Raw genomic sequence first — 24,141 nt, 5'->3', positions numbered from 1 at the left:
TTTCTGTTAAGACTATTTACAATTTGTCTGAAATAATGTATAATATATGAGTTGCTTACTGCAACATATCCATGCAACAGAATATGGGTCACGCCCGTAAGTGGGAAAGTTACCTGCCATATTCTTTTACATCGGAAATATTTTAACGAAAGAGGTACAAAAAAATGCTTAGAAAAGACGAAAAGACAGCTGTTATCGAAGCTAACAGAACTCACGAAACAGACACAGGTTCACCTGAGGTACAGATCGCTATCCTTACAAAGAGAATCAGCGACCTTACAGAACATCTCAAGACACACAAGAAGGACAATCACTCAAGAAGCGGTCTGTTCAAGATGATCGGTAAGAGAAGAAATCTTCTCAACTACCTCAAGAAGAAGGATATCGAAAGATATAGAGCTACTATCGAAAAGCTGGGTATCCGTAAGTAATCATGTAACTGACATCAAGGCAGAGGCATTTATTGCCACTGCCTTTTGGTGTTTATTTGAACTGTTGGTGAAAGGTAACTTAGCATTAAACAGAATGTATGAAGCTCGTATGTCCTGTTTATTGCTAATGCTTTCACCATACAGAAAAAACTAAATTTCTAAAATGGAGGAAAGACAATGTTTGAGAATTTCAAAACTTTTGAAACGACATATGCAGGCAGACCTGTAGTAGTTGAAACAGGTAAGACCTGCGGACTTGCTAACGGCTCTTGCTGGGTAAGATACGGTGAAACGGTCGTAATGGCTAACGTTACAGCTTCCGCAAAGCCAAGAGAGGGTGTTGACTTTTTCCCACTTTCAGTTGACTTTGAGGAGAAAATGTATGCAGTAGGCAGAATACCAGGTTCTTTCACAAAGAGAGAAGGCAAGGCTTCTGACAAGGCTATTCTTGCATCAAGATGTGTAGACAGACCTATCAGACCTCTTTTCCCAAAGGATATGAGAAATGACGTTTCAGTTGTTATGACAGTTCTTTCTGTTGACCCTGACAACTCACCTGAGATCACAGGTATGATAGCTACATCTATCGCACTTTCTATCTCTGATATCCCTTGGAACGGCCCAGTTGCATCTATCAACGTAGGTTACGTTGACGGCGAGCTGGTGCTCAACCCAACTCTTGAGCAGAGAGCTAAGAACAGACTTAACCTGACTGTTGCAGGTTCAGCTGAAAAGATCGTTATGATCGAAGCAGGTGCAGACCAGATACCTGACGATCTTATGCTCAAGGCTATCATGACAGGTCATGAAGAGATAAAGAAAATGGTAGCGTTCATCAACGATATCAAGGCTCAGATCGGTAAACCTAAGTTTGAGTTTGAGTCAATGGAAGTTGACCACGATCTGTTCGACGCTGTTGAAGCAATGGTAGGCGAGCAGGTAAAGGTCGCTCTTGATACTGATGATAAGAATGTAAGAGACGCAAGACTCCAGCCAATAATCGACGCTGTTCATGAGAAGTTCGACGAGCAGTGCGAGGATAACACTGCTGTTCTTGACGAAGTTATGTATAAGCTCCAGAAGAAGATAGTTAGAAACTGGCTCTATGAGGGCAAGCGTGTTGACGGCAGAGGTATCGATGAGATAAGACCACTTGCTGCTGAAGTTGGCGTTCTCCCAAGAGTACACGGTTCAGGTATCTTCACAAGAGGTCAGACACAGGTCATGACTATCGCAACACTTGGCCCTGTTTCAGACGCTCAGAAACTTGACGGTATCGACGAGGAAACTTCCAAGAGATATATGCATCAGTACAATTTCCCTTCATATTCTGTTGGTGAAACAAGACCTTCAAGAGGCCCGGGAAGAAGAGAGATAGGTCACGGCGCACTTGCTGAGAGAGCACTCGTTCCGGTTATTCCTTCTGTTGAAGAGTTCCCATATGCTATCAGATGCGTATCTGAGGTGCTTTCTTCAAACGGTTCTACATCACAGGGTTCTATCTGTGGTTCTACACTTGCACTTATGGACGCAGGCGTTCCTATCAAAGAGCCTGTTGCCGGTATCTCATGCGGTCTTATCACTAAGGAGGACGGCAGCTGGATGACTATGGTAGACATTCAGGGTCTTGAGGACTTCTACGGCGATATGGACTTTAAGGTAGGCGGTACAAAGAACGGTATCACAGCTATTCAGGTGGATATCAAGGTTGACGGTCTGACACCTGAGATAATCGCAAGTGCTTTTGAAAAGACAAGAAAAGCAAGAATGTATATTCTTGATGAGATAATGCTCAAGGCTATCCCTGCTCCTCGTGCTGAGGTAAGCAAGTGGGCACCTAAGATGCTGGCAACAAAGGTACCGGTTGACAAGATCAGAGAAGTTATCGGCTCAGGCGGAAAGGTAATTCAGAAGATCTCTGCTGAGTGCGACGTTAAGATAGACATATCTGAGGACGGTAGCGTATTCGTTTCAGGTATCGACAAGGAAAAGGCTGAACAGGCAATCAATATCATCAATACTATCGCTAATGACCCTGAGATAGGTGCTATCTACAGAGGTAAGGTAGTAAAGATCATGAACTTTGGTGCTTTCGTTGAGATAGCTCCTGGTAAGGACGGTTTGGTACACATTTCTAAGCTTGACAAATCAAGAGTAGAAAAGGTCGAGGACGTCGTTTCAGTTGGCGACGAGATCGTTGTTAAGGTAATGGAAATAGACGATCAGGGCAGGATCAATCTTTCAAGAAAAGACGCTCTTGCTGATATCGAAGCTAAGAAGAACGCTAAGTAATAAGTTTTTAAGCGGGCGGCTATGTGCTGTCCGCTTTTTTTGTTGACAAAAAAGAAGAAGTATGTTAATATAAAAGTAATAAATTTTTATAGGGGGTATCTTTATGAGATGTACAGTATGCGGGTGCGATATTCTGCCTAACAGCATTTGCTGTCAGAATTGTGGCACAAGAGTTATTGAAATGACAGGGGTAAATTCGGCACAGCCGAGGTATGGCAATAGTTTCAATAATAGCTTCAACAATGGCTTTGACAATGGTCTTAACAGCAATGTGAGGGCAGTGGGAAAGAATATGTCTATAGGCAAAAAGGTGCTTATCCTTTTGCTGGCATTATTTGTGGGCGCAGCTATCGGTTTTGGATATTGGTACTATCACAATGTTTCAACCCATACCATTAGAGAGGAGAACTTTAGCGTTGAACTGCCAAGGTCACTTGAAAAGGCAACCACAATAGATTATGCGGCACAGAGCAGTGATGGAACTGTAAAAGCCAACGGAAAGTACGCCGATGTTAATAGCGATTTTCAGTATATGATCCTTGATTACTCTTCACTTGCTGGCGAAACAACGGATATTCTTACTGAGAAACTGTTTGTTACCTACATGAAGGGCAATTTGAAAAGTCAGTTTGGAAACAGCTACAAAGAAGTGTATGCTAGTGGTAACAAGCTTAAAATGACCTATCGTGCAAAAACGGGCGAAGAAGTTTATAACTATGCTTTATGCAAAAAGTCAGGTTATAAATATTATTGGTTTGTTTTTGGATGTAAGGCTGATGAAAAGGATTTCTATGACCCGAAATTTGAAAAGTGGGCAAGCACTATCCATATCAATTAATACAAAATTTATAAAAAACGATTTGTTAAATTATTGACATAATAAACAGCATATGTTAGAATAAAAGCATAAATTATATGAGGGAGAAAAGAATATGAAATGTCCTATTTGTTCGGCAAAGATCAGTGATACTGACGCTTTTTGTCCTAATTGTGGGTCGGCTGTGAAGTCTGAAACAAGCGGTTATATGGATTCTATCGACACATCAAACCTTGGTGAGAATGTTGGCTTTGGCAAGCGTAACACAACAGGAGCACAGCCTGTGAATGCAGTACCTCAGCAGAATTATGCTCAGGGTCAGCAGTCTTATGGTCAGCCACAGAACGGCTACGCTCAGCAGAGTTATCCGCCTCCGCAGAATGGCAATGCTCAGACGCCTTATGGCAGTGCATATGAGCCTTATAAGATAGCGCCTGTTACATCTGCTAAAAAGGGCATACCGAAGCCTTTGATGACAGTTCTTGTGTTTATCCTTGCGTTCTTGGTGGCTTTTGGTGTGAGATATTTTTACAAAAACACAGCTACGAAAACATTACAGGGTACAGGATATACAATGACAGCACCTGCGGATATTGAGAAATCTAGCAGTAAAAATCTGTATGCCCTTGATAACTTCTCCAACAACGAGGTGGGCATAAACGCTGTTAAGCTTTCATATTCTGATATTGCACTTTACGGCTATGGCAAGGGCGAGTCTGCATCGGATATCTTTGATTTTATCCTTGAAAACGGCTCAACAACCTTGAAAATAACAGGCAAGGATTCAAAATATATTTATTATACCCAGAGCATAGGAGATAAACATTATTATGGCATGAGTTCTATAACAGAGGGCAACGGTGGCTACTACATTTTTGATTTTCTCTGCGAGCAGAAAAATAAGTCAAAGTATGAAGATAAGTTCAAGGATTGGGCTGCTTCAGTTGAGATAAAGTAAATAATTCAAGCTGTCCTTCGGGGCAGCTTTTTTGTTTTGCATAAAAATCTTGCTTTTTTCGTCAAAAAGGTGTAAAATGAATCATATGACACAAAATCTGCTTTCCGCATAAAATGTACTAATAATATGTGGAGGTGATCTTGTGTTGAATCTTATACTTCTTCTGGCTCTTGTGCTGGCGGTCGTTATTTGGTTTTGGGTGAAATGGTATAAGGTGCGAAATGTTGGCAAGCGTGGAGGATATTTGCTTATCCCATGTAAAAAGAATACACGTGAGCTTGAACATATGGTAAAAAGCTGTTATTGGGAGGAGTTTTTTCAGCCTGAATATTATGGGAGAGAAATAATCCTCGTTCAGCTTGACAAAAGCGAGATAAATTATGTTTCAAAGCGTTTGGAACAGGATTATAGCATCGTTCACTGTGTTGATATAACTGAACTTGCAGATTTTATCAAGCGCAGAGAGCTGAAATGCCATGAAAAATAGATCATTCGGAGAATAATATGGAAGATTTAAAGACCCTCAAGGGTGAGGTTGACAGCATAATATTTAAAAGTGAGGACACAGGCTTCTGTGTGCTTATGCTTAACTGTGACAATGACCTTATCACAGTTGTTGGCGAAATGGGTGACGTTGAGGAGGGCGAAGATCTCGTTGTAACAGGGGAGTTCACTTCACATCAGAAGTTCGGCGAGCAGTTCAAGGTGCATATCTTTGAGCGTTCTTTGCCTACTACCTCTGCAGCGATTCAGCGTTATCTTGCAAGCGGTGCTATATCAGGCGTAGGGCCTGTACTTGCAAAAAAGCTTGTGAACAAGTTCGGGGACGATACCCTTGACATAATAGAAAATACTCCCGACAGGCTCACGGAGATAGACGGGATAACAGTGAAAAAAGCGGAAAAAATATCTCAGGAGTTCAAAACCACTTTTGCCGCAAGGTCTCTTATGTCATATCTTAACAAATTTGAGATAGAAACTTCTTATGGCATAAAGGCGTGGAAGCGTTGGGGCAACACTGCCGAGCAGATTATAAAATCAAACCCTTATGTGCTTTGTATTCAGGGCGTCGATCTGTCATTTTCCCGTGCGGACGCAGTTGCGGCAAAGTCTGATATCCCTGCTGACAGCGAGTGCAGGATAAAGGCAGGCATTACATATATTCTAAGACAAAACGCTGACCAAGGTCATACCTGCCTGCCTTTAGACAGTCTTGTGAAAACAGCGGTGAGTTATCTTGATGTTGATGAAAAGCTTATAAAAAAAGTAATCGAGGATGAAACTGAGGAGGAAAACCTCTACTATTACGATAAGCATGGCAGACGTTTTGTTATGCTTGCAGATTTTTACAAAGCTGAGGACTACATAGCAAGGCGACTTGCCATAATGCGGCAGATCTCTTATGACAATAGGATAGATTTTTCCGAAGTAATCGATCTTGAAGAGGAAAATAATGGCATACAATATGAAAAAATACAGCGTGAAGCCATAAATCTTGCATTGTCAAAGGGTTTTCTTGTGCTGACGGGAGGACCAGGTACAGGAAAGACCACAACGCTCAACGCTATAATTTCTCTTTATCAGCAGCAAGGACTTAACGTTATGATATGCGCACCAACAGGCAGAGCCGCCAAAAGGCTTTCTGACCTTACGGGATTTGACGCAAAAACTATCCACAGGCTTCTTGAAGTGAAGCATACAAGCGGTGACACACTTGCGTTTATACATGATGAAAACAATCTTCTCGATTGTGACGCTTTGATAATCGACGAGATGTCCATGGTGGATTCCTGCCTTTTTGAAGCCGTTTTGAGAGCCATAAGCGTTACCTGCAAGCTCGTTCTGGTGGGGGACAGCGATCAGCTTCCGTCAGTAGGTGCAGGAAATGTGTTAAAGGATATTATTGACAGCGGAGTAATGTCTGTTGTAACACTAAAAGAGATCTTCAGACAGGCACAGGAGTCTGATATTGTTATGAACGCCCATAAGATAGTAAACGGCGAGCATATCGACCTGGCCAGCAAGGACAAGGATTTCTTTTTTATGCAACGGCTTGAATACGGAGAACTTCAGGATCTTGTGGTGGAGCTTTGCAAAACAAGGCTGCCAAAAGCCTACGATTACTCGCCCATAGACGACATTCAGGTGCTTTCGCCTACACGTAAAGGTCCTGCGGGTACTGTGGAGCTAAACAAGCGTCTACAGCAGGAGCTTAATCCTCCTGCCGCAGGAAAATCAGAGGTCAAGACCCCTGTTTATACTTTCAGAAAAGGTGACAAGGTCATGCAGACCAAGAATGATTATGACATTCTTTGGAAAAAGTATATAACTGAGGACAAGACCGAAAGTGGCGCAGGCATTTTTAACGGCGATATAGGCATAATAATTGCAGTGAACAAGATACTTAAAACTGTGACTATAGATTTTGAGGGCAGAATAGCTGTCTATGACAAGCAAATGCTGGATAATCTGGAGCTTGCCTATGCCATAACAGTGCATAAAAGCCAAGGTTCTGAGTTTGATGTTGTCATTCTCACTGTATTCGGTGGATTTGACAAGCTTTATTACAGAAATCTGCTTTATACGGCTGTGACAAGAGCCAAAAGAATGCTTATAATAGTTGGCTCGAAAAAGCGTGTTGATTTTATGATAGATAATAATAAACGCACTTTGAGGTATACTGCGCTTAAAAATATGCTAATGGAGCTTGTAGAGGGTGATGACAGTGGTCAGCAGACGCTTGATATATAAATTTCTGCTTGATTTTGTTTATCCTAATCGTTGTCCTATATGTGGAAGTTTTATAAAATGGGACGAGCTTTTGTGCAAAAATTGTGAGTGTAAGCTGCCTTTTCATAAAAAAATATTGTGCGAAAAGTGCGGCAAGGATAAGTGCCTGGATCATGATTCACTACATTTTGATAGCATTTATACTCTTATGAGATATGAGGATATCTGCGTGAAAGCAATACATCAGCTTAAAGACGGCAGACAGCTTAATTTTGCGGAATATTCTGCGAAGCTTCTTGGTAATGTGCTCAGAGAAAATGGTATCGCACAGCAGGCGGATATCATCACATCAGTGCCAATGCACAGATCAAAACGCCGTAAAAGGGGATATGATCAGGCACAAAAGCTTGCACACTTTACGGCTATGGAGCTTGGGATAAGGGAAGATCATCGTCTGCTTGGACGGACAAGGGATACCGCAGAACAGCATACTTTAACTGCCGCTCAACGAAAAACTCATGCGGAGGATATTTATTATTCTCTAGCGAAACACGCTGATATAAAAGGTAAAAATGTCCTGCTATTTGATGATGTTTACACAACAGGTGCAACTCTCAATGTCTGTAGCAGGCTGTTAAAAGAGATGGGTGCTAAAAAGGTGTTTTGTGCTGCAATAGCCACAACGCTTCTTGATGAAAAACACAAAGAATAAAACAGGCCGCCTTCGGTATAATAATATCGGGAGGCGGTCTTTATGATAACTGAGGAACAGTTTGCGGCGATAAAAAGACTTATCGTGTCTGAAAACTGCATGATAGACAGGTTTGAGCATTATGTGAGTGAGATAAAAGAGCCGCAGCTAAAGGAAGATATGCAAAAGCTTACAGCGGCTTTGAAAAATCAGCGTTCAGGGTTGCTGACAAGTCTGGAGGATAACAATGGTAACTGACGGAAATATTATAAAAGAAGCAAGATTTTTTGTCAAGGCGTATTCAAAGGAGTTTTGTCAGACCTACAGTGATCTATGCGGAAGTCCTTTTGCGGAGTGTATAAAAAGTGCGCTTGACGGTCAGCTTAGAATAGCAGAGAAGCTTGAAAGTCTTGAAAAAACATACTGTGACAAAACCAAGCTACCAATTGCAGACAGTATTGATGTGAACAGATTTTTATATAAGAACAGGGAAGATATGAGGTAAAAAGTCCGCAGATGCTCGTCTGCGGACTTTTGTTATTTTGATATATGTACGTCAAGTTGGTCGAATGGTATGGAAATGCCGTTTGCATCAAAGCGTTCCTTTGCCTCTTTGAGAAATTTGTATCGTATCTCCCAGTAAGCATCGGTCGGTATCCATACACGCATGATAAGGATTATAGCGCTTGCGCCATGCTTGCAGATAGCCACAAGCGGCTTGTCAGGCTCGTTTATTACCCTTGGCTCATCATTGAGCATTTCTCTAAGAATAGCCATTGCCTTGTTGTGGTCGTCATTGTAGCTGATAGAGAATTTCAGTTCAAGGCGACGTTTGTCGTCAGCAGTTATATTCGTAATAGTCGATTGTGAAACAACTCCGTTTGGTATAAATATCATCTTATTCTCAAGGGTCTTTAGGGTGGTGTAGAGTATAGAGATAGCGTCAACAGTTCCTTCTGAGTCGCCTATTTTTACATAATCACCGCATTTAAAAGGCTTTGAAAAAAGTATGATAAAGCCGCCTGCGACGTTTGAAAGACTGTTTTGAAGAGCAAGACCGATAGCAAGACCTGCTGCACCGATAGTTGCGACTATTGATGACATAGGTACTTGAAGTGCAGAAAGTGCCATTACTATTATTATAATAAGCAACACAGTGTGTACCACAGATGTAAGAAATTTATGTATAGTCACGTCTGTTCGACGCATGCTCAAACCTTTGTGCATGACCTTCAAAACAAGCTTGTCAAGAAGTATTCCTAAAAGAAAAATAACAGCCGCCGCTATAAGATGTGGGGTAAATTCCTCAAGCCAATTCAAAAATCTGTCAGACAAAAAAATCATCTCCGTAACATTATTATGTAAAGATATTATACCATCTTAACATGATATTTGCAAGTGTGCCCAATATATAAGTTTTTTTGCGTATTTATGCACTTTTATCAGAAATCATAACAAAAATAGGTGTTGACTTGGAGATAATTTTGTGAAAAAAATGTGGGAAAAAGTCTTGCTATTTGTGTGGCTTTGGTGTATAATAATGTTAAGTTTTATTATACTTACAGTAAGGAGAATTTTTTATGATCAATTTTCTTAACACTGCAGCTCAGATGGTTGCGGCAAAGAGTACGATCAGTCCAGACCAAAAAGATCTCGGTGCTGGTACTGTTGCATCTGTCGTTATCACGGGTTTAGTTGTGGTATTTATCGGACTTGTTCTGCTTATTCTGCTTGTGTCGATATACGGCAAGTTATTTGACGTTATCAACGGCAGAGCTGCAAGGAAGACAGAAGAGGCAAAAAAAGCTGCTGAAGCTGCAAAGGCTGTTGCTAAGCCAGAGCCAATAAAGGCTGCTGCTCCTGTTGTAGAAGACGGCATTGAAGAAGAAACAGTTGCTGTTATCATGGCTGCAATTTCGGCTATGAGCAGTGCAGAGGGCAAGAAGCTCGTTCTTAAGAGCGTTAAAACTGCCAAGCCTCAAAGACCTGCATGGTCTACCGCAGGCATAATAGACAATACAAGACCATTTTAGTGCAGTTGACGTGAAAGGAACGTGATAATAGATGTCAATAATTAATTCATTTCTTGATACCATGGCGTCTTTGGCGTCACAGTCGGGTTTTGCGGGTTTCCTCGTAGACGGCGGCTGGAAAAATATCGTAATGATACTTATTTCATTCGTATTTATGTATCTGGCTATTGCAAAGGGCTTTGAGCCGCTTCTGCTTTTGCCTATCTCATTCGGTATGCTGCTTACAAACCTGCCATATGCAGAGATGTATCACCCAGACTTCTGGAACTATAAAACGGTTGCAGGCAATGACCACTATATAGATTACGGTCAGATACTTCAAAAGGGTGGTCTGTTGGATATTCTTTACATGGGCGTTAAGCTTCAGATCTATCCACCACTCATATTCCTTGGAATCGGTGCTATGACAGACTTTGGTCCGCTGATCGCAAGCCCTAAGAGCTTTCTTATGGGTGCTGCTGCACAGGGCGGTATCTTCTTCACATTCATCGGTGCGGCTCTCTTCGGCATGAGTGCTGCTGAGTGCGGTTCTATTGCTATCATCGGCGGTGCTGATGGCCCTACATCTATCTATGTATCTTCAAGACTTCTTACATCAAATAGTAATATCGGCGTTGGTACGATAGCACTTGCAGCCTATACATATATGGCTCTTGTTCCTATTATCCAGCCGCCTATCATGAAGGCTCTTACAACAAAGAAAGAGCGTTCAGTAGTAATGGGTCAGCTCAGACCTGTTTCAAAGGTAGAAAAGCTTATTTTCCCTATCCTCGTAACTATTGTTATCTCACTCATGGTTCCTTCAGCAGCTCCACTGGTTGGTATGCTCATGTTTGGTAACCTTCTTAAAGAGAGTGGCGTCTGCGACAGACTTGTTAAGACTGCTCAGAACGAGCTTATGAACATCATCACTATCTTCCTTGGCGTAACAGTTGGTGCAACAACACAGGCAGATAAGATCATGAACATTCAGTTTGCAGAAGTTATGGCACTTGGCGTTGTGGCATTCTCAATCGGTACAGCCTGCGGTGTTCTTCTTGGTAAGCTTATGTATGTTCTTTCAGGTCACAAGATCAATCCTCTTATCGGTTCAGCAGGTGTATCTGCCGTTCCAATGGCAGCTCGTATCTCTCAGAAGGTCGGTCAGCAGGAAGTTCCTACAAACTATCTGTTGATGCACGCTATGGGTCCTAATGTTGCCGGCGTTATCGGTTCAGCCGTTGCTGCTGGTGTTCTTCTTACAATTGTAAGATAAGATCAGAAATTTTTCGGGACGATGAAAAACATCGTCCCGATTTTTGTGTATAGTTTAGGAGTGTTGATATGTCAGAAAGTAAATTTTTTGCAGTGATATCTCGTATGAAATATATAAATCGTTGGGCACTTATGAGAAACACGATCAATGAGAATATTAGCGAACATTCCCTTGAAGTTGCTTTTATCGCACATGTGCTTGCACTTATCAGAAATAAGCGATTTGGCGGTAATGTTTCTCCTGAGAGATGTGCGCTGCTTGCTATGTATCATGATGTCACCGAGATAATCACAGGTGACTTGCCTACGCCTATAAAATATTACAGCCATGAGATAAAGGGCGCATATGATGAGATCGAGCAGAAAGCCAAAAATACTCTGGTGTCTTATCTTCCTGATGATCTGAAAGAGGACTTTGAGCCGCTTTTCTGTAAAACTCCACAGGAAGAAGAAGCATGGACTATTGTTAAAGCGGCTGATAAGCTTTCTGCACTTATAAAGTGCCTTGAAGAAAGACAAATGGGAAATACTGATTTTGCATCAGCTGAAAAATCTACACTTGAATCTATTGTCGCAATGAATATTCCAGAAGCAAATGTTTTTCTTGATGAATTTATTCCAGCTTATACATTAACTCTTGACGAACAAGCTTGACAATGACGCAGTGGTGTTGTATAATAGAAATTGAAATTATAGGACAATATTAAGTGGGAAAATGTTGAATTAACGGAGGTTTTCAATTGGATATTATCGTTTCTGCGTCGCTGCTTGCCTGCGACTTTTCAAACCTTGCGTTCGAGATAAAGCGTGCTGAGGACGCTGGTGTTGACTGGATTCATTATGATGTCATGGACGGAATGTTTGTGAGAAATATAAGTTTTGGCGAACCGCTTTTGAAAAGTGTGGGCAAAAGCATAACTATTCCAGTAGACGTTCATCTCATGATTTGCGATCCTATCAGATATATTGACAACTACGCAGATCTTGGAGCTGACATTATAACTTTTCATTATGAGGCGGCTGATGAGCCGCAAGCTGTTATTGACAAAATACATTCGAGGGGGATCAAGGCAGGAATCTCCATTAAGCCTGCAACACCTGTAAGTGCGATCCAGCCATTTCTTAAATCTGTTGATATGGTACTCGTTATGACAGTAAACCCAGGTTTTGGCGGTCAAAAGTTTATTCCTGACACTCTTGAAAAAATAAGCGAAGTGAGATATCTAATTGACCAGACGGAAAGGGATATCAGACTTCAGGTTGACGGTGGCGTAAATCTCGAAACTGCTGGTTTGCTTAAAGAATCGGGTGCAGACACTTTAGTAACGGGAACATATGCTTTTAAGGCAAACGATATGCCAGAGGCTGTTAAGCTTCTAAGAGAAATAGTTTAGTTTTTCAAAAGGAGTACTGCTCAATAATGGGCTGTACTCCTTTATTTTGTTTATAATCACGTTGTCAGTAGCACAGGTTTTCAGTAAATCTTTTTTCGCAACTGTTGAGCGTGCGTATCCTATGGTGAAGATTAGAGCATGACCACTAGGAAGCTGATACAGACTGCTTTTTATAATCTTTTCGGAGTATTTTTTGTGTATTTCAGCAGCTTTTGATATTAGCTTGTTTGGATCGTAGCTGATTATGGCAAGTTCAGTGGTGTGATGATTGTCGTTTTTAGGTAGTATAAAATATATGTTTATTGTTTCTTCACTTGTCAAAGCAACATCAACTTCAATATTTCCTTCGGATATTTTTATAAGTCCTGTCTCCTTGAGTATAAACATGAGTTCAGATAAAAAATCTTTGCTTCTTTTGTTGTTTTTCTCAAAATCTTCAAAGGATATATTCATTATCCGCATATCCTTTTCGTTAAGAATAACTTTTATTTCATACTCTGACAGCCTTTTTATCTCCAAAACAAACACCCCTTATGTATAATGTCAGTCTGTGCTGTATCATTATACTCATAAGGGGTGATTTCTGTGAAAATTTGTTTATGAAAGCTGATCTGAAAGTTCTGCCCATTCGTCCATTTTCTGGTCAAGGGCGGTTTTGGCTTCTTCAAGCTCTTTGCATTTCTCGCTCATTTTGCTGTAGTCGGAAGCTATCTCAGGGTCAGATATGGCATTTTCAAGTTCAAATATCAGAACTTCTGTGCCTTCGATCTCCTTTTCAAGTTCTCTTATGCGGTTGCGTTTTTGAGCGTCAGCGGCACGCTGTTCCTTACTGCGATATTGTCTTGCTTTGTTTTCTTTGTACGCTTTTTCCTCTTCGGCCCGCTTTATCTCTGCTTCGCTCTGCATCTTGAGCTGACGGGCAGCGTTCACCGCTTCGCTGTATGCGTCAAAGTTGCCCTCGTATGAGTTCACCTCGTCATGCTTTATCTCTATTATCCTGCTTGCTACCTTGTTGAGTAGATATCTGTCATGAGATACAAGGATTATCGTTCCACCAAACTCTGCCAAAGCGTCCTCCAGCACTTCTTTTGTGCTTAGGTCAAGGTGGTTTGTAGGCTCGTCAAGCACAAGTACATTTCCACGATTGAGAGCCATTATGGCAAAGCAAAGCTTCGCTCTTTCGCCACCGCTGAGAACGGAAATAGGCTTGAACACATTCTCGCCTGTAAGCAGAACTGCACCTAGCACGCTTCTTGCCTGTTGTTCTGATAATCTTGGATAGCGATCCATTATTTCTTCAAGCACTGTCTTGTGGGGATCAAGTATAGCGTGTTCCTGTTCAAAATAGGATATCTTCACGTTTCCGCCCCAGCTTATATTCCCACCCTCGTGTGGGATAATGCCTTGGATAAGTTTCAGTATGGAAGTTTTTCCGATACCGTTCGCACCGATTATCGCAACGTGCTCTCCACGGCGAACGTTCATGGTAAGTGACTTTATAAGCTCCTTTTTGTCAGCACCCTCGCCAACGACCAGCGGACAGTCAACAACTCGCACAATATCCTTTGTTGGCTCAATATCATATTCAAGCTTTATCTTTGGAGGTTTTGTGTACATAAGCGGCTTGTCGATACGCTCGATACGGTCAAGCATATGCTGTCTTGACTTCGCCATTTTTGAGGTTGAAGCCCTGACGAGATTTTTCGCCACATAGTCCTCAAGCTTTGCTATCTCTTTTTGCTGTGCCTCATATTCTTTGAGCTGACGCTCTGAGTTCATTTTCTTTTGCACAAGATAGGAGGAATAGTCTCCTCGATATGATGTGAGCCTGCCTTGTTCTATCTCACATATTCTCGTACAGACCTTGTTTAGAAAATATCTGTCGTGGGAAACTATGATTATTGCACCCTTGTAGCCTTTGAGATAGTCCTCTAACCACATGAGCGTTTCAAAATCAAGGTGGTTGGTAGGCTCGTCAAGTATAAGCAGATTAGGCTCTTCAAGAAGAAGCTTAGCCAGTGCAAGACGTGTTTTTTCACCGCCTGAAAGGGTAGAGATGACTCTGTCTGTAGGTGTTGAGCCAAAGCCCATGCCGTTAAGCACCTGCTTTATTTTTACATCTATCCTATATCCGTCCCGAGCCTCAAAGTATGAAGAAAGCTCGGCATATTCGTGGCTTATACTGTCAATATCTCCGCCATCTGCCATTTTCTTTTCAAGGACTTTCATTTTATCCAGTGTTTCAAGGAGGGGAGCGAAAGCGTTCTTCATTTCCTCACCTATGGTAAGTTCAGAATTAAGTCCGCTGTTCTGCCTTAAAAAGCCAATGGAAGCCTTGCCTGCGATATTCACAGAGCCTAGTCCTTCGGGGGTCTTGTCATAGCCCTCACTGCCTGTAATTATATTAAGCAGGGTAGACTTTCCGCAACCGTTTATGCCGATAAGTCCAACGGCTTCTCTGTCTTCAACTGTAAAATTTATATCCTTGAGCAGTGCCTGCCCATTGTAATATTTGTAAAGATGTTCAACATTCAATAACATTGTATATTTCTCCTGTAACAATTATCAGAACTTATTATACACTATTTTCTTCTTGATTTCAACCTTTTTTATTTTATTGCCACACTTATGCCATGCTTAATAAAAAATATGAAAAAAGTGCGTAAAACTATGTACTTTTTGATCGAGATGTGGTATAATGAAAACAAGTCTATAATTTTAGTCTTGATAGGCTGATTATTTTATCCGAAAGGACGGGTGATGTTAGGGTTGGAGCAGAAGCTTTCTTTGTATGGTTTTAATAATCTAACCAAGACCCTTAGCTTTAACATATATGATGTATGTTATGCCAAAACTGAAAGAGAACAAAAGGAATATATTGCTTATATTGACGAGCAGTATAATTCAGAAAGACTTACGAAAATTCTTTGCGACGTTACTGAGATGATAGGCGCAAGGATACTTAATATATCAAAACAGGATTATGAGCCGCAGGGTGCGTCTGTGAACGTGCTTATTGCTGAAAAAGCCCTCGATGAGGACAGTATCGACCCTTCGTGCAATCAAGGAAAAATAGGCGGCGATGTGCCTGAAATGATACACGCTCACCTTGACAAAAGTCATGTAACTGTTCACACATTTCCTGAATATCACCCAGACAACTCCATTTCCACATTCCGAGTGGATATAGATGTTTCTACTTGCGGAACTATTTCTCCGCTAAATGCACTGAATTATCTTATCAGCAGCTTTGACTCTGATATTATCACTATTGACTACCGAGTAAGAGGCTTTACGCGAGATGTTTTGGGAAAGAAGTTTTTTATCGATCACAAGATAACTTCGATTCAGGATTATATAGATAAAAATACGTTGACTAAATATGACGCAATAGATGTTAACGTTTACCAGTCGAACATTTTCCATACCAAGCTTCTCATTAAGGATATCGATTTGCAGAATTATCTTTTCAAGCAGGACGTATATGAGCTTACGCCGAAGCAAAGGCTTGATATAACAGATAGTCTGCGCCGTGAGATGATCGAGATATACAGCGGCATGAACATATACTGATAAGGTAGTGATAGATTTGAACTTAACACAGAATAACGCACCTGTGTATGAGGCTTTAAAAAAACATATGAGGAACAGAGTGGTGCGTCTTGACGTACCTGGTCACAAGGGCGGAAGAATGAATAAGGAGCTTCGTGACTTTTTGGGCGTGGATTGTCTGAAGTGCGATGTGAACTCCATGAAGCCACTTGACAACCTTTGTCACCCTGTTTCTGTGATAAAAGATGCTGAAATGCTTGCCGCTGAGGCTTTTGGTGCAAAGCACGCTTTCTTTATAGTAAATGGTACCACTGCTGCAGTCCAGACGATGATATTTACAAGCTGTAAGGCAGGAGATAAGATAATAATGCCGAGAAACGTTCACAGAAGTGCTATCAATGCACTTGTTGTGTGTGGTGCTATACCTGTTTATGTAAACCCAGGCACAAACAAACAGCTTGGAATACCTCTTGGAATGTCCGTAAAGGACGTTGAAAAAGCTATCAAGGAAAATCCTGATGCAAAGGCTGTTTTGGTGAATAACCCGACTTATTACGGAATTTGCTCTGATATAAAAAGCATCGTCAAGCTTGCCCATGAGCATGGTATGTTGGTGCTTGCGGACGAAGCACATGGCACTCACCTTTATTTTGGTGAGGGTCTGCCTTGCTCTGCAATGGCGGCAGGAGCGGATATGGCGGCAGTATCAATACACAAAACAGGAGGAAGCCTAACACAGTCATCGCTCCTTCTTTGTGCAGACACTGTTTCAGAGGGTTACGTAAGACAGATAATTAACCTCACTCAGACCACGAGCGGCTCTTATCTGCTTATGGTATCACTTGACCTTGCAAGAAAAAATCTTGCGCTCAACGGCAAGGAGCTTTTTAAAAAGGCAGTTGACTATGCCGATTATGCAAGGGAAGAGATAAATAAGATAGGTGGCTATTATGCTTTCGGTCGGGAGCTTGAAAACGGTGACGATATCTTCGCATTTGACAGCACAAAGCTTTCCGTTCACACAAGAGCCATGGGATTGGCAGGTGTTGAGGTCTATGACATTCTCCGTGACGATTACGACATTCAGATAGAGTTCGGTGATATCGGAAATATACTTGCTATAGTTTCCGCAGGAGATAGAGAGCTTGAGATAGAGCGTTTTATATCCGCACTTTCCGAAATTAAAAGGCTTTATTCAAAAGACCCGTCAGGAATGTTTGACCACGAATATATCAATCCTATCGTTGAGATACCGCCGCAGCAAGCTTTCTACAGCGAGAAAAAATCAGTGCCTATCGAAGAAAGCAACGGTATGATATGCGGAGAGTTTGTTATGTGCTATCCGCCGGGAATACCTATCCTTGCCCCTGGTGAGAAGATAACTTCCGACATACTTAATTATATCGCATACTGTAAAGAAAAGGGCTGTTTCCTTACAGGTACGGAGGATCTTGAGATAAACAACATAAACGTAGTGGTAAATTCATAGAGAGGAGATACATTTTATGGATCTTTGGTTTACTGAGAAACATACGGACGATGTTAATTTCACCATTCGTGTAAAAAAACAGCTTTATTCTAAAAAAAGCTATTATCAGGAAATAGACGTTTTTGACACATATGAGTTCGGCAGGGTATTGGTGCTTGACGGCTTTATAATGCTTACCGAAAAGGACGAGTTCATCTATCATGAAATGGTAACGGCAGTGCCTATGGCGGTCAATCCTGAGATAAAAAAGGTGCTTGTTATTGGTGCAGGGGACGGCGGAACTATCCGTGAGCTTTGCAGATATAACACTATTGAAAAGATAGATATGGTGGAGATAGATGAGCAGGTAGTAAATGTGTGCAAGGAGTATCTTCCACAGACAGCCTGTGCATTTGACGACCCTAGACTTACCCTCTATATTGAGGACGGTCTGAAATTCGTTCGCCGCAAGGAAAATGAATATGACCTTATTATAGTTGATTCAACTGACCCGTTTGGACCGGGAGAGGGACTTTTTACAAAAGAATTTTACGGCAACTGCTCAAAAGCGCTCACAGATCAGGGAATATTGATAAACCAACATGAAAGCACTTATTATGATTCCTATGTGGATATGGTAAAGCGCACACACAGAAGAATAGGCAGTGCGTTCCCAGTTTCAATGGTTTATCAGACACATATACCTACCTATCCGTCTGGTCATTGGCTTTTCGGCTTTGCTTCGAAAAATCTTCACCCTATATATGACCTTAAGGCTGATGAGTGGAAAAAATTCGGCATAAAGACAAGATATTATAACACAGAGCTTCACAAGGGCTGTTTCGCACTGCCGAATTACGTCCTTGATGTACTTGAGGACTGTGACTAAAGGAGAGAAGTATGGAAAAGAATGTTCATACCTTTATAGGCTGTGATTGTGAATATGATGATTCAAAGATAGTCCTTTTCGGCGCACCATATGACAGCACAACTTCGTTCAGGCCGGGTACAAGATTTGCAAGCTCTGCAATGCGCAATGAGAGCTTCGGCATTGAGACTTATTCACCATATCAAGATAAGGACCTTCTTGACGTAAACGTCTTTGACAGTGGCGACCTTGAGCTGCCATTTGGCAATCCTGAGGGCGCACTGAGGGATATCCAAAGCCGTACATCAGAAATACTTGATGACGGCAAAGTGCCTTGCATGATAGGTGGCGAACACCTTGTCACTCTCGGTGCGGTTAGAGCTGTGGCAGAGAAATATCCAGATCTGCATATCGTTCACTTTGACGCTCATGCCGATCTGAGGGACGATTACCTTGGAGTGAAAGAGTCACACGCCTGTGTGCTTCATAGATGCTGGGATATTGTGGGCGACGAAAAGATATATCAATTTGGCATCAGAAGCGGTGACAGGGACGAGTTTAAGTTTGCGAAAGAGCATACTTTTATGGAAAAGTTCGGTTTCTTCAGACTTGACAGCATAGTAAAAAAACTTCAGGGAAAGCCTGTTTACTTTACACTTGACCTTGATGTGCTTGATCCTTCAGAGTTTCCCGGCACTGGTACTCCAGAGGCAGGCGGAGTTACTTTCAAGGAGCTTATGTTCGCAGTGGAGGAAGTTGCAAAGCTCAATATCGTAGGTTTTGATGTGAACGAGCTTTCCCCTGTTTACGATCAGACAGGACGTTCAACAGCACTTGCCTGCAAGCTGCTGAGAGAGATACTTTTGTATTTTTATAAGTAAATAAGTATATTTGATAAAATAGGAAGGAATGATCTAATATGTCAAGAGCATTGATAATCGGTGCAGGCGGAGTTGCAGGTGTAGTTATACACAAGTGCTGTCAGAACAGCGAGGTATTTACTGATATCTGTATCGCCAGCAGAACAAAGTCAAAGTGCGATAAATTCAAGGAGGAGCTTCAGGATAAGACAAAGACAAATATCACAACTGCACAGGTGAACGCAGACAACGTGCCTGAGCTTGTGGCTCTTATGAAAGAATATAAGCCTGATATTTGTATCAACGTGGCTCTGCCTTATCAGGATCTTCACATCATGGACGCTTGTCTTGAGTGTAAAGTAGACTATGTTGACACAGCAAACTATGAGCCAGAGGACACTGCAAAGTTTGAATATAAGTGGCAGTGGGCTTATAGAGAGAGATTTGAAAAGGCTGGTATCACAGCGCTTCTCGGATCTGGCTTTGACCCAGGTGTAACAGGCGTTTTCTGTGCATATGCTCAGAAGCATTATTTTGATGAAATAAACTATATAGATATCCTCGACTGCAACGGAGGCGATCATGGCTATCCATTCGCAACGAACTTCAATCCTGAGATAAACATAAGAGAAGTTTCCGCAAAGGGTTCTTATATTCAGGACGGCAAGTGGGTAGAAACTGAGCCAATGGAGATAAAGAGAGTTTATAACTTCGATCAGGTGGGCGAAAAGGATATGTATCTTCTCCACCACGAAGAGCTTGAATCACTTGCGCTCAACATCAAGGGTATCAAGAGGATTCGTTTCTTCATGACATTTGGTCAGAGCTATCTTACACACCTTAAATGCCTTGAGGACGTGGGTATGACTTCTATCGAGCCTATCGACTTTGAGGGCAAGAAGATAGTACCTCTCCAGTTCCTTAAAGCAGTTCTTCCTGATCCAGCTTCACTCGGTCCAAGAACAAAGGGTAAGACAAATATCGGTTGTATCTTCCAGGGCAAAAAGGACGGCAAGGACAAGACATATTACGTTTACAACGTATGCGATCATCAGGAGTGCTATAAGGAAGTCGGTTCACAGGCTATCTCCTACACAACAGGTGTGCCTGCAATGATAGGCGCAATGATGATACTCACAGGCAAGTGGAAAAAGCCGGGCGTACACAATATAGAGGAGTTTGATCCGGATCCATTCATGGACGCACTTAACAAGTGGGGTCTGCCTTGGACAGAGAACTTTGATCCTGTTCTTGTTGACTAATAGGAGAACAAAAAAATGAAGATCGAAGAAGCTTTTGCGAGATATCTCGGACAAGAGGTGCTTGTCTATACAGTTTCGCAGGGAGGCTCGCTTTCATCAGTTATAGACTGCACACTTGAAGAGATAGGCGATGGCTGGGTAAGAGTTACTCAGGGTGATGACAGAAACGAAAGTATCGTGAATACAGCCAATATCATCAGGATAAGAGAGTATCCACGAAACAAAAACGGAAAAAAGAAAATGGTTTTTGATTAAAGGTGACGAAAAGTGAAAACCAAAACAAAAAAAATGATAGCACCAGTTGTGATAGTTGCTTTGATATCTATTTATTATATAGCTATTGGCGTTATTTTTGCATATATGAATGGTGTTCCTATGCTTGCAAAGATAATTGCTCTGGTAGTTCCTGCCTTGCTGTCAGGCGTTGCGATAACGGTGCTTATTCAGCGTATAAAAGAAATAAAGAAAGGCGAAGATGATGATCTTAGTAAATACTGATTATATTTCTGGCAAAAAGCTTGAAATGCTTGGGCTTGTCAAAGGCTCAACTATCCAGACCAAAAATGTCGGAAAGGATATCATGCAGAGCTTTAAAAATCTTGTTGGCGGAGAACTTACTGCCTATAATGAGATGATGAATGATGCAAGAGCTCTTGCCACGAAGAGAATGGTGGTTGAAGCTGAACAATTGGGTGCTGATGCAGTAGTTAATATAAGATATGCTTCATCTGCTATTGCGGCAGGCGCGGCTGAGGTCATTGCATACGGAACAGCAGTAAAATTTATGGGGGACGAGTAAATGATATTGATGATAGACGATGTTAAAATGGTAAATGCTGATATGTTTTACCCATATGTCAGCAAGGCGCTTGCTCATGATATGGATTCTATAGCTAACGGCGACAAGCTTTATGAGAAGCTCTGTGAAGTTGAAGAGCCATTGGAAATAATGATACATGACTTTGACGATATTCCTGAGGAGAGTCTTGAATTTGCCAAGGGTGTTCTTAGTGTTTTTATGGACGCAAGAATGAAAAACAAAAATATTACAGTAAACTTTATCAACGATGGTTCATATAGATGAGCTGTGGAGGAAAAGAATGTTTGATATTTCTAAGGTGAAAACCCCTTGTTATGTTGTTAACGAAGCAAAGCTTCTAAAAAATCTGACTATCTTGGATAATGTCATGGAGAAAACGGGTTGTAAAATACTTTTGGCACAGAAAGCTTTTTCCATGTATAGCACATATCCTATGATATCACAGCACTTGAAAGGCACTACCGCAAGCGGTCTTTATGAGGCAAAGCTTGGCAGGGAAGAGTTTGACGGAGAAGTTCATGTTTATTCTCCTGCATACACAGAAAAGGACATGAATGAGCTTGTTCAGATATGCGATCATATCGTGTTCAACTCACCAAAACAGTGGCAGAAATTCAAGGGCATTGTTGAAAAAAGCGGCAGGAAGATATCCTGCGGAATAAGGTGCAATCCTGAGTATTCGGAGATCGAAACGGATATCTACAATCCATGCTTCAAAAATTCAAGGCTCGGAACAACTTTAGATAATTTTGATGACAGTCTTATTGATGGCATAGATGGTCTGCATTTTCATACTATGTGTGAGCAAGGCTCTGATGTGCTAAAAAGAACGATACCACATATTGAGGAGAAGTTCGGCAAGTATCTTTACAATATGAAATGGATAAATCTTGGTGGTGGACATCACATAACCCGTGATGACTATGACCTAGATACTCTTATCGAGTGTGTGAATTATCTTCATGACAAATATGGTGTTCAGGTTTATCTTGAGCCTGGTGAAGCTGTGGCACTTAATGCAGGATATCTTGTTTCAGAGGTGATAGACACTGCAAAAAACGGCATGGATCTTGCTATCCTTGACGCATCAGCAGCCTGTCATATGCCTGACGTTCTGGAAATGCCTTACCGACCGAATATCATCGGTTCAGGGCAGGCAGACGAAAAGCCTTACACATATCGCCTAGGCGGTCCGACCTGTCTTGCAGGTGACATAATCGGGGATTATTCCTTTGATAAGCCGCTTAAAGAGGGTGACAGGCTTGTTTTCTGTGATATGGCTATATATTCCATGTGTAAAAACAACACTTTCAACGGAATGCCTTTGCCGTCAATATATCTTCAAAAGCTTGACGGCGAGTTGGAGCTTATAAAAGAGTTCGGCTATGATGATTTTAAAATGAGATTATAAGAAAAAGCGGTCTGATTTTTGGTCAGATCGCTTTGTTTATGTTTTATTTATGCAAGGCAGTGTTTTTCGATTTCTTTCATAACGCTGTTGTCATTGTTTGAGCCTGTCATGAAATTTGCTACCTTTTTAATAGACTCATGAGCATTTGACATTGCAAAGCTGTAGTAAGAATTGTTGAGCATATCAACATCGTTAAGATAATCGCCGAAAGCCATGGTTTCTTCGTATCGTACTCCAATGCGGTTTTCTATGGTTCGCAGTGCAGTGCCTTTTGTTACGCCCTTATTCATTATATCCGTCCAGTATTTACCTGAAAGTTGCACATTGAAATTTTCGCCGAAGCGTTCTTCAAGCTTGCTGTAGCCGTCATTTTCAATGCCACTTTCTTCAAAAACGGCTATCTTGAAAATATCATCGTCGACAAGGGTGAGATCCTCCATCTTTACTTGATTTACATAGTATGAAGCTATTTCTTGGTGCTGACTATCATTTCTTGAGTTATGCCATGTGCCATTTTTTCCGCAAAGAAGGACTGTAAGTCCTAATTTGTCGCAAAACCTAACAGCTTCTTTAACGGTATCCTTTGGCAACACTGAAACCGAAAGAAGTTTTCCTTTATCAACAACATATGCACCATTGTCGCAAATAAATGTCATGTCGTCAAGATATTCAGAAAACTGTTTTTTTAGCGTGCAGTAGCTTCTGCCACTTGAAATAACAAATCTGATATTTTTATTAAACAGCCGTTTTACTATGTTGTCAAAATTTTTGGGAAGCTGCTTGTTATCGTCAAGCAAAGTGCCGTCCATGTCAGTTGCAATAAGTTTTATCATTGTTTTCCTCCGTGATCATTGTTATGCTCAGACATTCATATTATAATGTATTTCTATACTATTTTCAATTATTTTTGATTTTTGACAAAAAACTTTGTCGATTTTAATATATTTATTCCATATAAACAAAAGCACATTGAGATTATTGTACAGTTAAATTTTTTGAACATACATAAAATGTAAATTGTTTTACACGATTATTACAAAAGTGAAAAATAGCTGAAATTTCAGCTTAATTTGTTGACATTAAGGTTCAATGGGAGTAAAATATACTTTGTTCAAGGAATATTGCCTTTAAATTAGTTGGCTAGTTTGAGGAAAGTTTTGTGTATTTCACTGAAAAGGTTTTAATATGCTTGACTTTTATCAGAAAAAATTATACAATATTCTTTGCGACTGAATAAAGTAAATAGAAACCTGCTAAGAAAAATCAATAGGCAAAATGAACAAAGTTGAGAAAAGAAGCA

Annotated in this window: 27 protein-coding genes; 23 read left to right on the top strand and 4 right to left on the bottom strand. The window is 41.1% G+C overall.

Translation table 11 applies throughout. The features are described from left to right. Positions 1-164 precede the first annotated feature (164 nt). The 9 genes from rpsO (at position 165) to WS40_RS01980 (ending at position 8,424) form a co-directional block, all read left to right on the top strand. The gene (gene rpsO, locus WS40_RS02020; RefSeq protein WP_022286742.1) at positions 165-431 is read left to right on the top strand and encodes a 30S ribosomal protein S15; all 267 of its coding nucleotides are present in this window, start codon (positions 165-167) and stop codon (positions 429-431) included. A gap of 177 nt (positions 432-608) precedes the next feature. Next, positions 609-2,723 (top strand): polyribonucleotide nucleotidyltransferase, encoded by a 2,115-nt coding sequence (locus WS40_RS02015; RefSeq protein WP_022286743.1) that lies wholly within the window; start codon positions 609-611, stop codon positions 2,721-2,723. A 103-nt stretch (positions 2,724-2,826) separates the two neighbouring features. Then, a complete protein-coding gene (locus WS40_RS02010; RefSeq protein ID WP_046439756.1) occupies positions 2,827-3,561 on the top strand; it encodes a hypothetical protein in 735 nt (244 codons plus the stop codon). Positions 3,562-3,655: 94 nt separating this feature from the next. Further along, positions 3,656-4,498, top strand: a complete 843-nt coding sequence (locus tag WS40_RS02005; RefSeq protein ID WP_046439754.1) for a zinc ribbon domain-containing protein — start codon at positions 3,656-3,658, stop codon at positions 4,496-4,498. A gap of 142 nt (positions 4,499-4,640) precedes the next feature. Beyond that, complete coding sequence (locus WS40_RS02000; RefSeq protein WP_038671715.1) at positions 4,641-4,985, top strand: hypothetical protein; 345 nt, start codon at positions 4,641-4,643, stop codon at positions 4,983-4,985. Between the two features lie 17 nt (positions 4,986-5,002). Next, positions 5,003-7,249, top strand: coding sequence for an SF1B family DNA helicase RecD2 (gene recD2 / locus WS40_RS01995; RefSeq protein ID WP_046439751.1), 2,247 nt, complete (start codon positions 5,003-5,005; stop codon positions 7,247-7,249). After that, entirely contained in the window at positions 7,218-7,940 is a 723-nt protein-coding gene (locus tag WS40_RS01990) for a ComF family protein (protein ID WP_325208363.1), read from the top strand. The genes recD2 and WS40_RS01990 overlap by 32 nt, the downstream gene beginning before the upstream one ends. Before the next feature lie 42 nt (positions 7,941-7,982). After that, a complete protein-coding gene (locus WS40_RS01985) occupies positions 7,983-8,177 on the top strand; it encodes a hypothetical protein (RefSeq protein ID WP_022286749.1) in 195 nt (64 codons plus the stop codon). Then, positions 8,167-8,424: a hypothetical protein gene (locus tag WS40_RS01980; RefSeq protein WP_022286750.1), complete on the top strand. Its 258-nt coding sequence runs from the start codon at positions 8,167-8,169 to the stop codon at positions 8,422-8,424. The genes WS40_RS01985 and WS40_RS01980 overlap by 11 nt, the downstream gene beginning before the upstream one ends. 32 nt (positions 8,425-8,456) lie before the next feature. Here the strand turns inward: WS40_RS01980 and WS40_RS01975 are convergent, their stop codons facing one another. Further along, the gene (locus tag WS40_RS01975; protein ID WP_046439746.1) at positions 8,457-9,263 is read right to left on the bottom strand and encodes a mechanosensitive ion channel family protein; all 807 of its coding nucleotides are present in this window, start codon (positions 9,261-9,263) and stop codon (positions 8,457-8,459) included. A 236-nt stretch (positions 9,264-9,499) separates the two neighbouring features. Here WS40_RS01975 and WS40_RS01970 point away from each other — a divergent pair, with 236 nt between their 5' ends. From WS40_RS01970 to rpe, 4 genes are all read left to right on the top strand, one after another. Continuing rightward, on the top strand, positions 9,500-9,952 hold the full coding sequence (locus tag WS40_RS01970; protein ID WP_325208362.1) for an OadG family transporter subunit: 453 nt from the start codon (positions 9,500-9,502) through the stop codon (positions 9,950-9,952). A gap of 31 nt (positions 9,953-9,983) precedes the next feature. Further along, positions 9,984-11,207, top strand: coding sequence for a sodium ion-translocating decarboxylase subunit beta (locus WS40_RS01965; protein WP_046439744.1), 1,224 nt, complete (start codon positions 9,984-9,986; stop codon positions 11,205-11,207). A 68-nt stretch (positions 11,208-11,275) separates the two neighbouring features. Then, positions 11,276-11,860 (top strand): 5'-deoxynucleotidase, encoded by a 585-nt coding sequence (gene yfbR / locus WS40_RS01960; RefSeq protein ID WP_046439742.1) that lies wholly within the window; start codon positions 11,276-11,278, stop codon positions 11,858-11,860. 86 nt (positions 11,861-11,946) lie between these two features. After that, entirely contained in the window at positions 11,947-12,600 is a 654-nt protein-coding gene (rpe, locus tag WS40_RS01955) for a ribulose-phosphate 3-epimerase (RefSeq protein ID WP_046439740.1), read from the top strand. Here the strand turns inward: rpe and WS40_RS01950 are convergent. Both WS40_RS01950 and WS40_RS01945 read right to left on the bottom strand, forming a co-directional pair. Then, positions 12,583-13,119, bottom strand: a complete 537-nt coding sequence (locus WS40_RS01950; RefSeq protein ID WP_046439739.1) for an adaptor protein MecA — start codon at positions 13,117-13,119, stop codon at positions 12,583-12,585. The two genes, rpe and WS40_RS01950, sit on opposite strands and share 18 nt — an antisense overlap. Before the next feature lie 78 nt (positions 13,120-13,197). Further along, on the bottom strand, positions 13,198-15,141 hold the full coding sequence (locus WS40_RS01945; protein WP_046439736.1) for an ABC-F family ATP-binding cassette domain-containing protein: 1,944 nt from the start codon (positions 15,139-15,141) through the stop codon (positions 13,198-13,200). A 216-nt stretch (positions 15,142-15,357) separates the two neighbouring features. Here WS40_RS01945 and speD point away from each other — a divergent pair, with 216 nt between their 5' ends. From speD to nspC, 10 genes are read left to right on the top strand one after another with little or no spacing between them, the layout of a single operon-like run. After that, positions 15,358-16,173 carry an adenosylmethionine decarboxylase gene (gene speD, locus WS40_RS01940; protein ID WP_171028812.1) on the top strand — a complete coding sequence of 272 codons (816 nt, stop codon included), beginning with the start codon at positions 15,358-15,360 and terminating at the stop codon, positions 16,171-16,173. Positions 16,174-16,180: 7 nt separating this feature from the next. Next, positions 16,181-17,641, top strand: coding sequence for an aminotransferase class I/II-fold pyridoxal phosphate-dependent enzyme (locus WS40_RS01935; RefSeq protein WP_046439735.1), 1,461 nt, complete (start codon positions 16,181-16,183; stop codon positions 17,639-17,641). Between the two features lie 16 nt (positions 17,642-17,657). Further along, the gene (speE, locus tag WS40_RS01930; protein ID WP_038671730.1) at positions 17,658-18,509 is read left to right on the top strand and encodes a polyamine aminopropyltransferase; all 852 of its coding nucleotides are present in this window, start codon (positions 17,658-17,660) and stop codon (positions 18,507-18,509) included. Positions 18,510-18,520: 11 nt separating this feature from the next. Next, a complete protein-coding gene (gene speB / locus WS40_RS01925; RefSeq protein ID WP_046439732.1) occupies positions 18,521-19,369 on the top strand; it encodes an agmatinase in 849 nt (282 codons plus the stop codon). Positions 19,370-19,407: 38 nt separating this feature from the next. Further along, positions 19,408-20,610: a saccharopine dehydrogenase family protein gene (locus tag WS40_RS01920; RefSeq protein ID WP_022288393.1), complete on the top strand. Its 1,203-nt coding sequence runs from the start codon at positions 19,408-19,410 to the stop codon at positions 20,608-20,610. 15 nt (positions 20,611-20,625) lie between these two features. After that, a complete protein-coding gene (locus WS40_RS01915; RefSeq protein ID WP_022288394.1) occupies positions 20,626-20,865 on the top strand; it encodes a hypothetical protein in 240 nt (79 codons plus the stop codon). A gap of 33 nt (positions 20,866-20,898) precedes the next feature. After that, positions 20,899-21,108 (top strand): hypothetical protein, encoded by a 210-nt coding sequence (locus WS40_RS01910; RefSeq protein WP_038673182.1) that lies wholly within the window; start codon positions 20,899-20,901, stop codon positions 21,106-21,108. Beyond that, entirely contained in the window at positions 21,089-21,409 is a 321-nt protein-coding gene (locus tag WS40_RS01905; RefSeq protein ID WP_038673184.1) for a YbjQ family protein, read from the top strand. Before WS40_RS01910 ends, WS40_RS01905 begins: the two co-directional genes overlap by 20 nt. Continuing rightward, a complete protein-coding gene (locus WS40_RS01900) occupies positions 21,410-21,694 on the top strand; it encodes a hypothetical protein (RefSeq protein ID WP_046439728.1) in 285 nt (94 codons plus the stop codon). Positions 21,695-21,710: 16 nt separating this feature from the next. After that, positions 21,711-22,841, top strand: a complete 1,131-nt coding sequence (gene nspC / locus WS40_RS01895) for a carboxynorspermidine decarboxylase (protein WP_046439725.1) — start codon at positions 21,711-21,713, stop codon at positions 22,839-22,841. Positions 22,842-22,888: 47 nt separating this feature from the next. On the opposite strand, the gene WS40_RS01890 is transcribed toward nspC, so the two are convergent. Next, positions 22,889-23,674: an HAD family hydrolase gene (locus WS40_RS01890; protein ID WP_046439723.1), complete on the bottom strand. Its 786-nt coding sequence runs from the start codon at positions 23,672-23,674 to the stop codon at positions 22,889-22,891. Positions 23,675-24,141: the final 467 nt, after the last annotated feature.

This window comes from Ruminococcus sp. N15.MGS-57 (assembly GCF_000980385.1).
Lineage (GTDB): Bacteria > Bacillota > Clostridia > Oscillospirales > Ruminococcaceae > Hominimerdicola > Hominimerdicola aceti.
The sequence above is the reverse complement of the archived record's forward strand: the minus strand, read 5'-3'. Positions and strand labels throughout refer to the sequence as shown.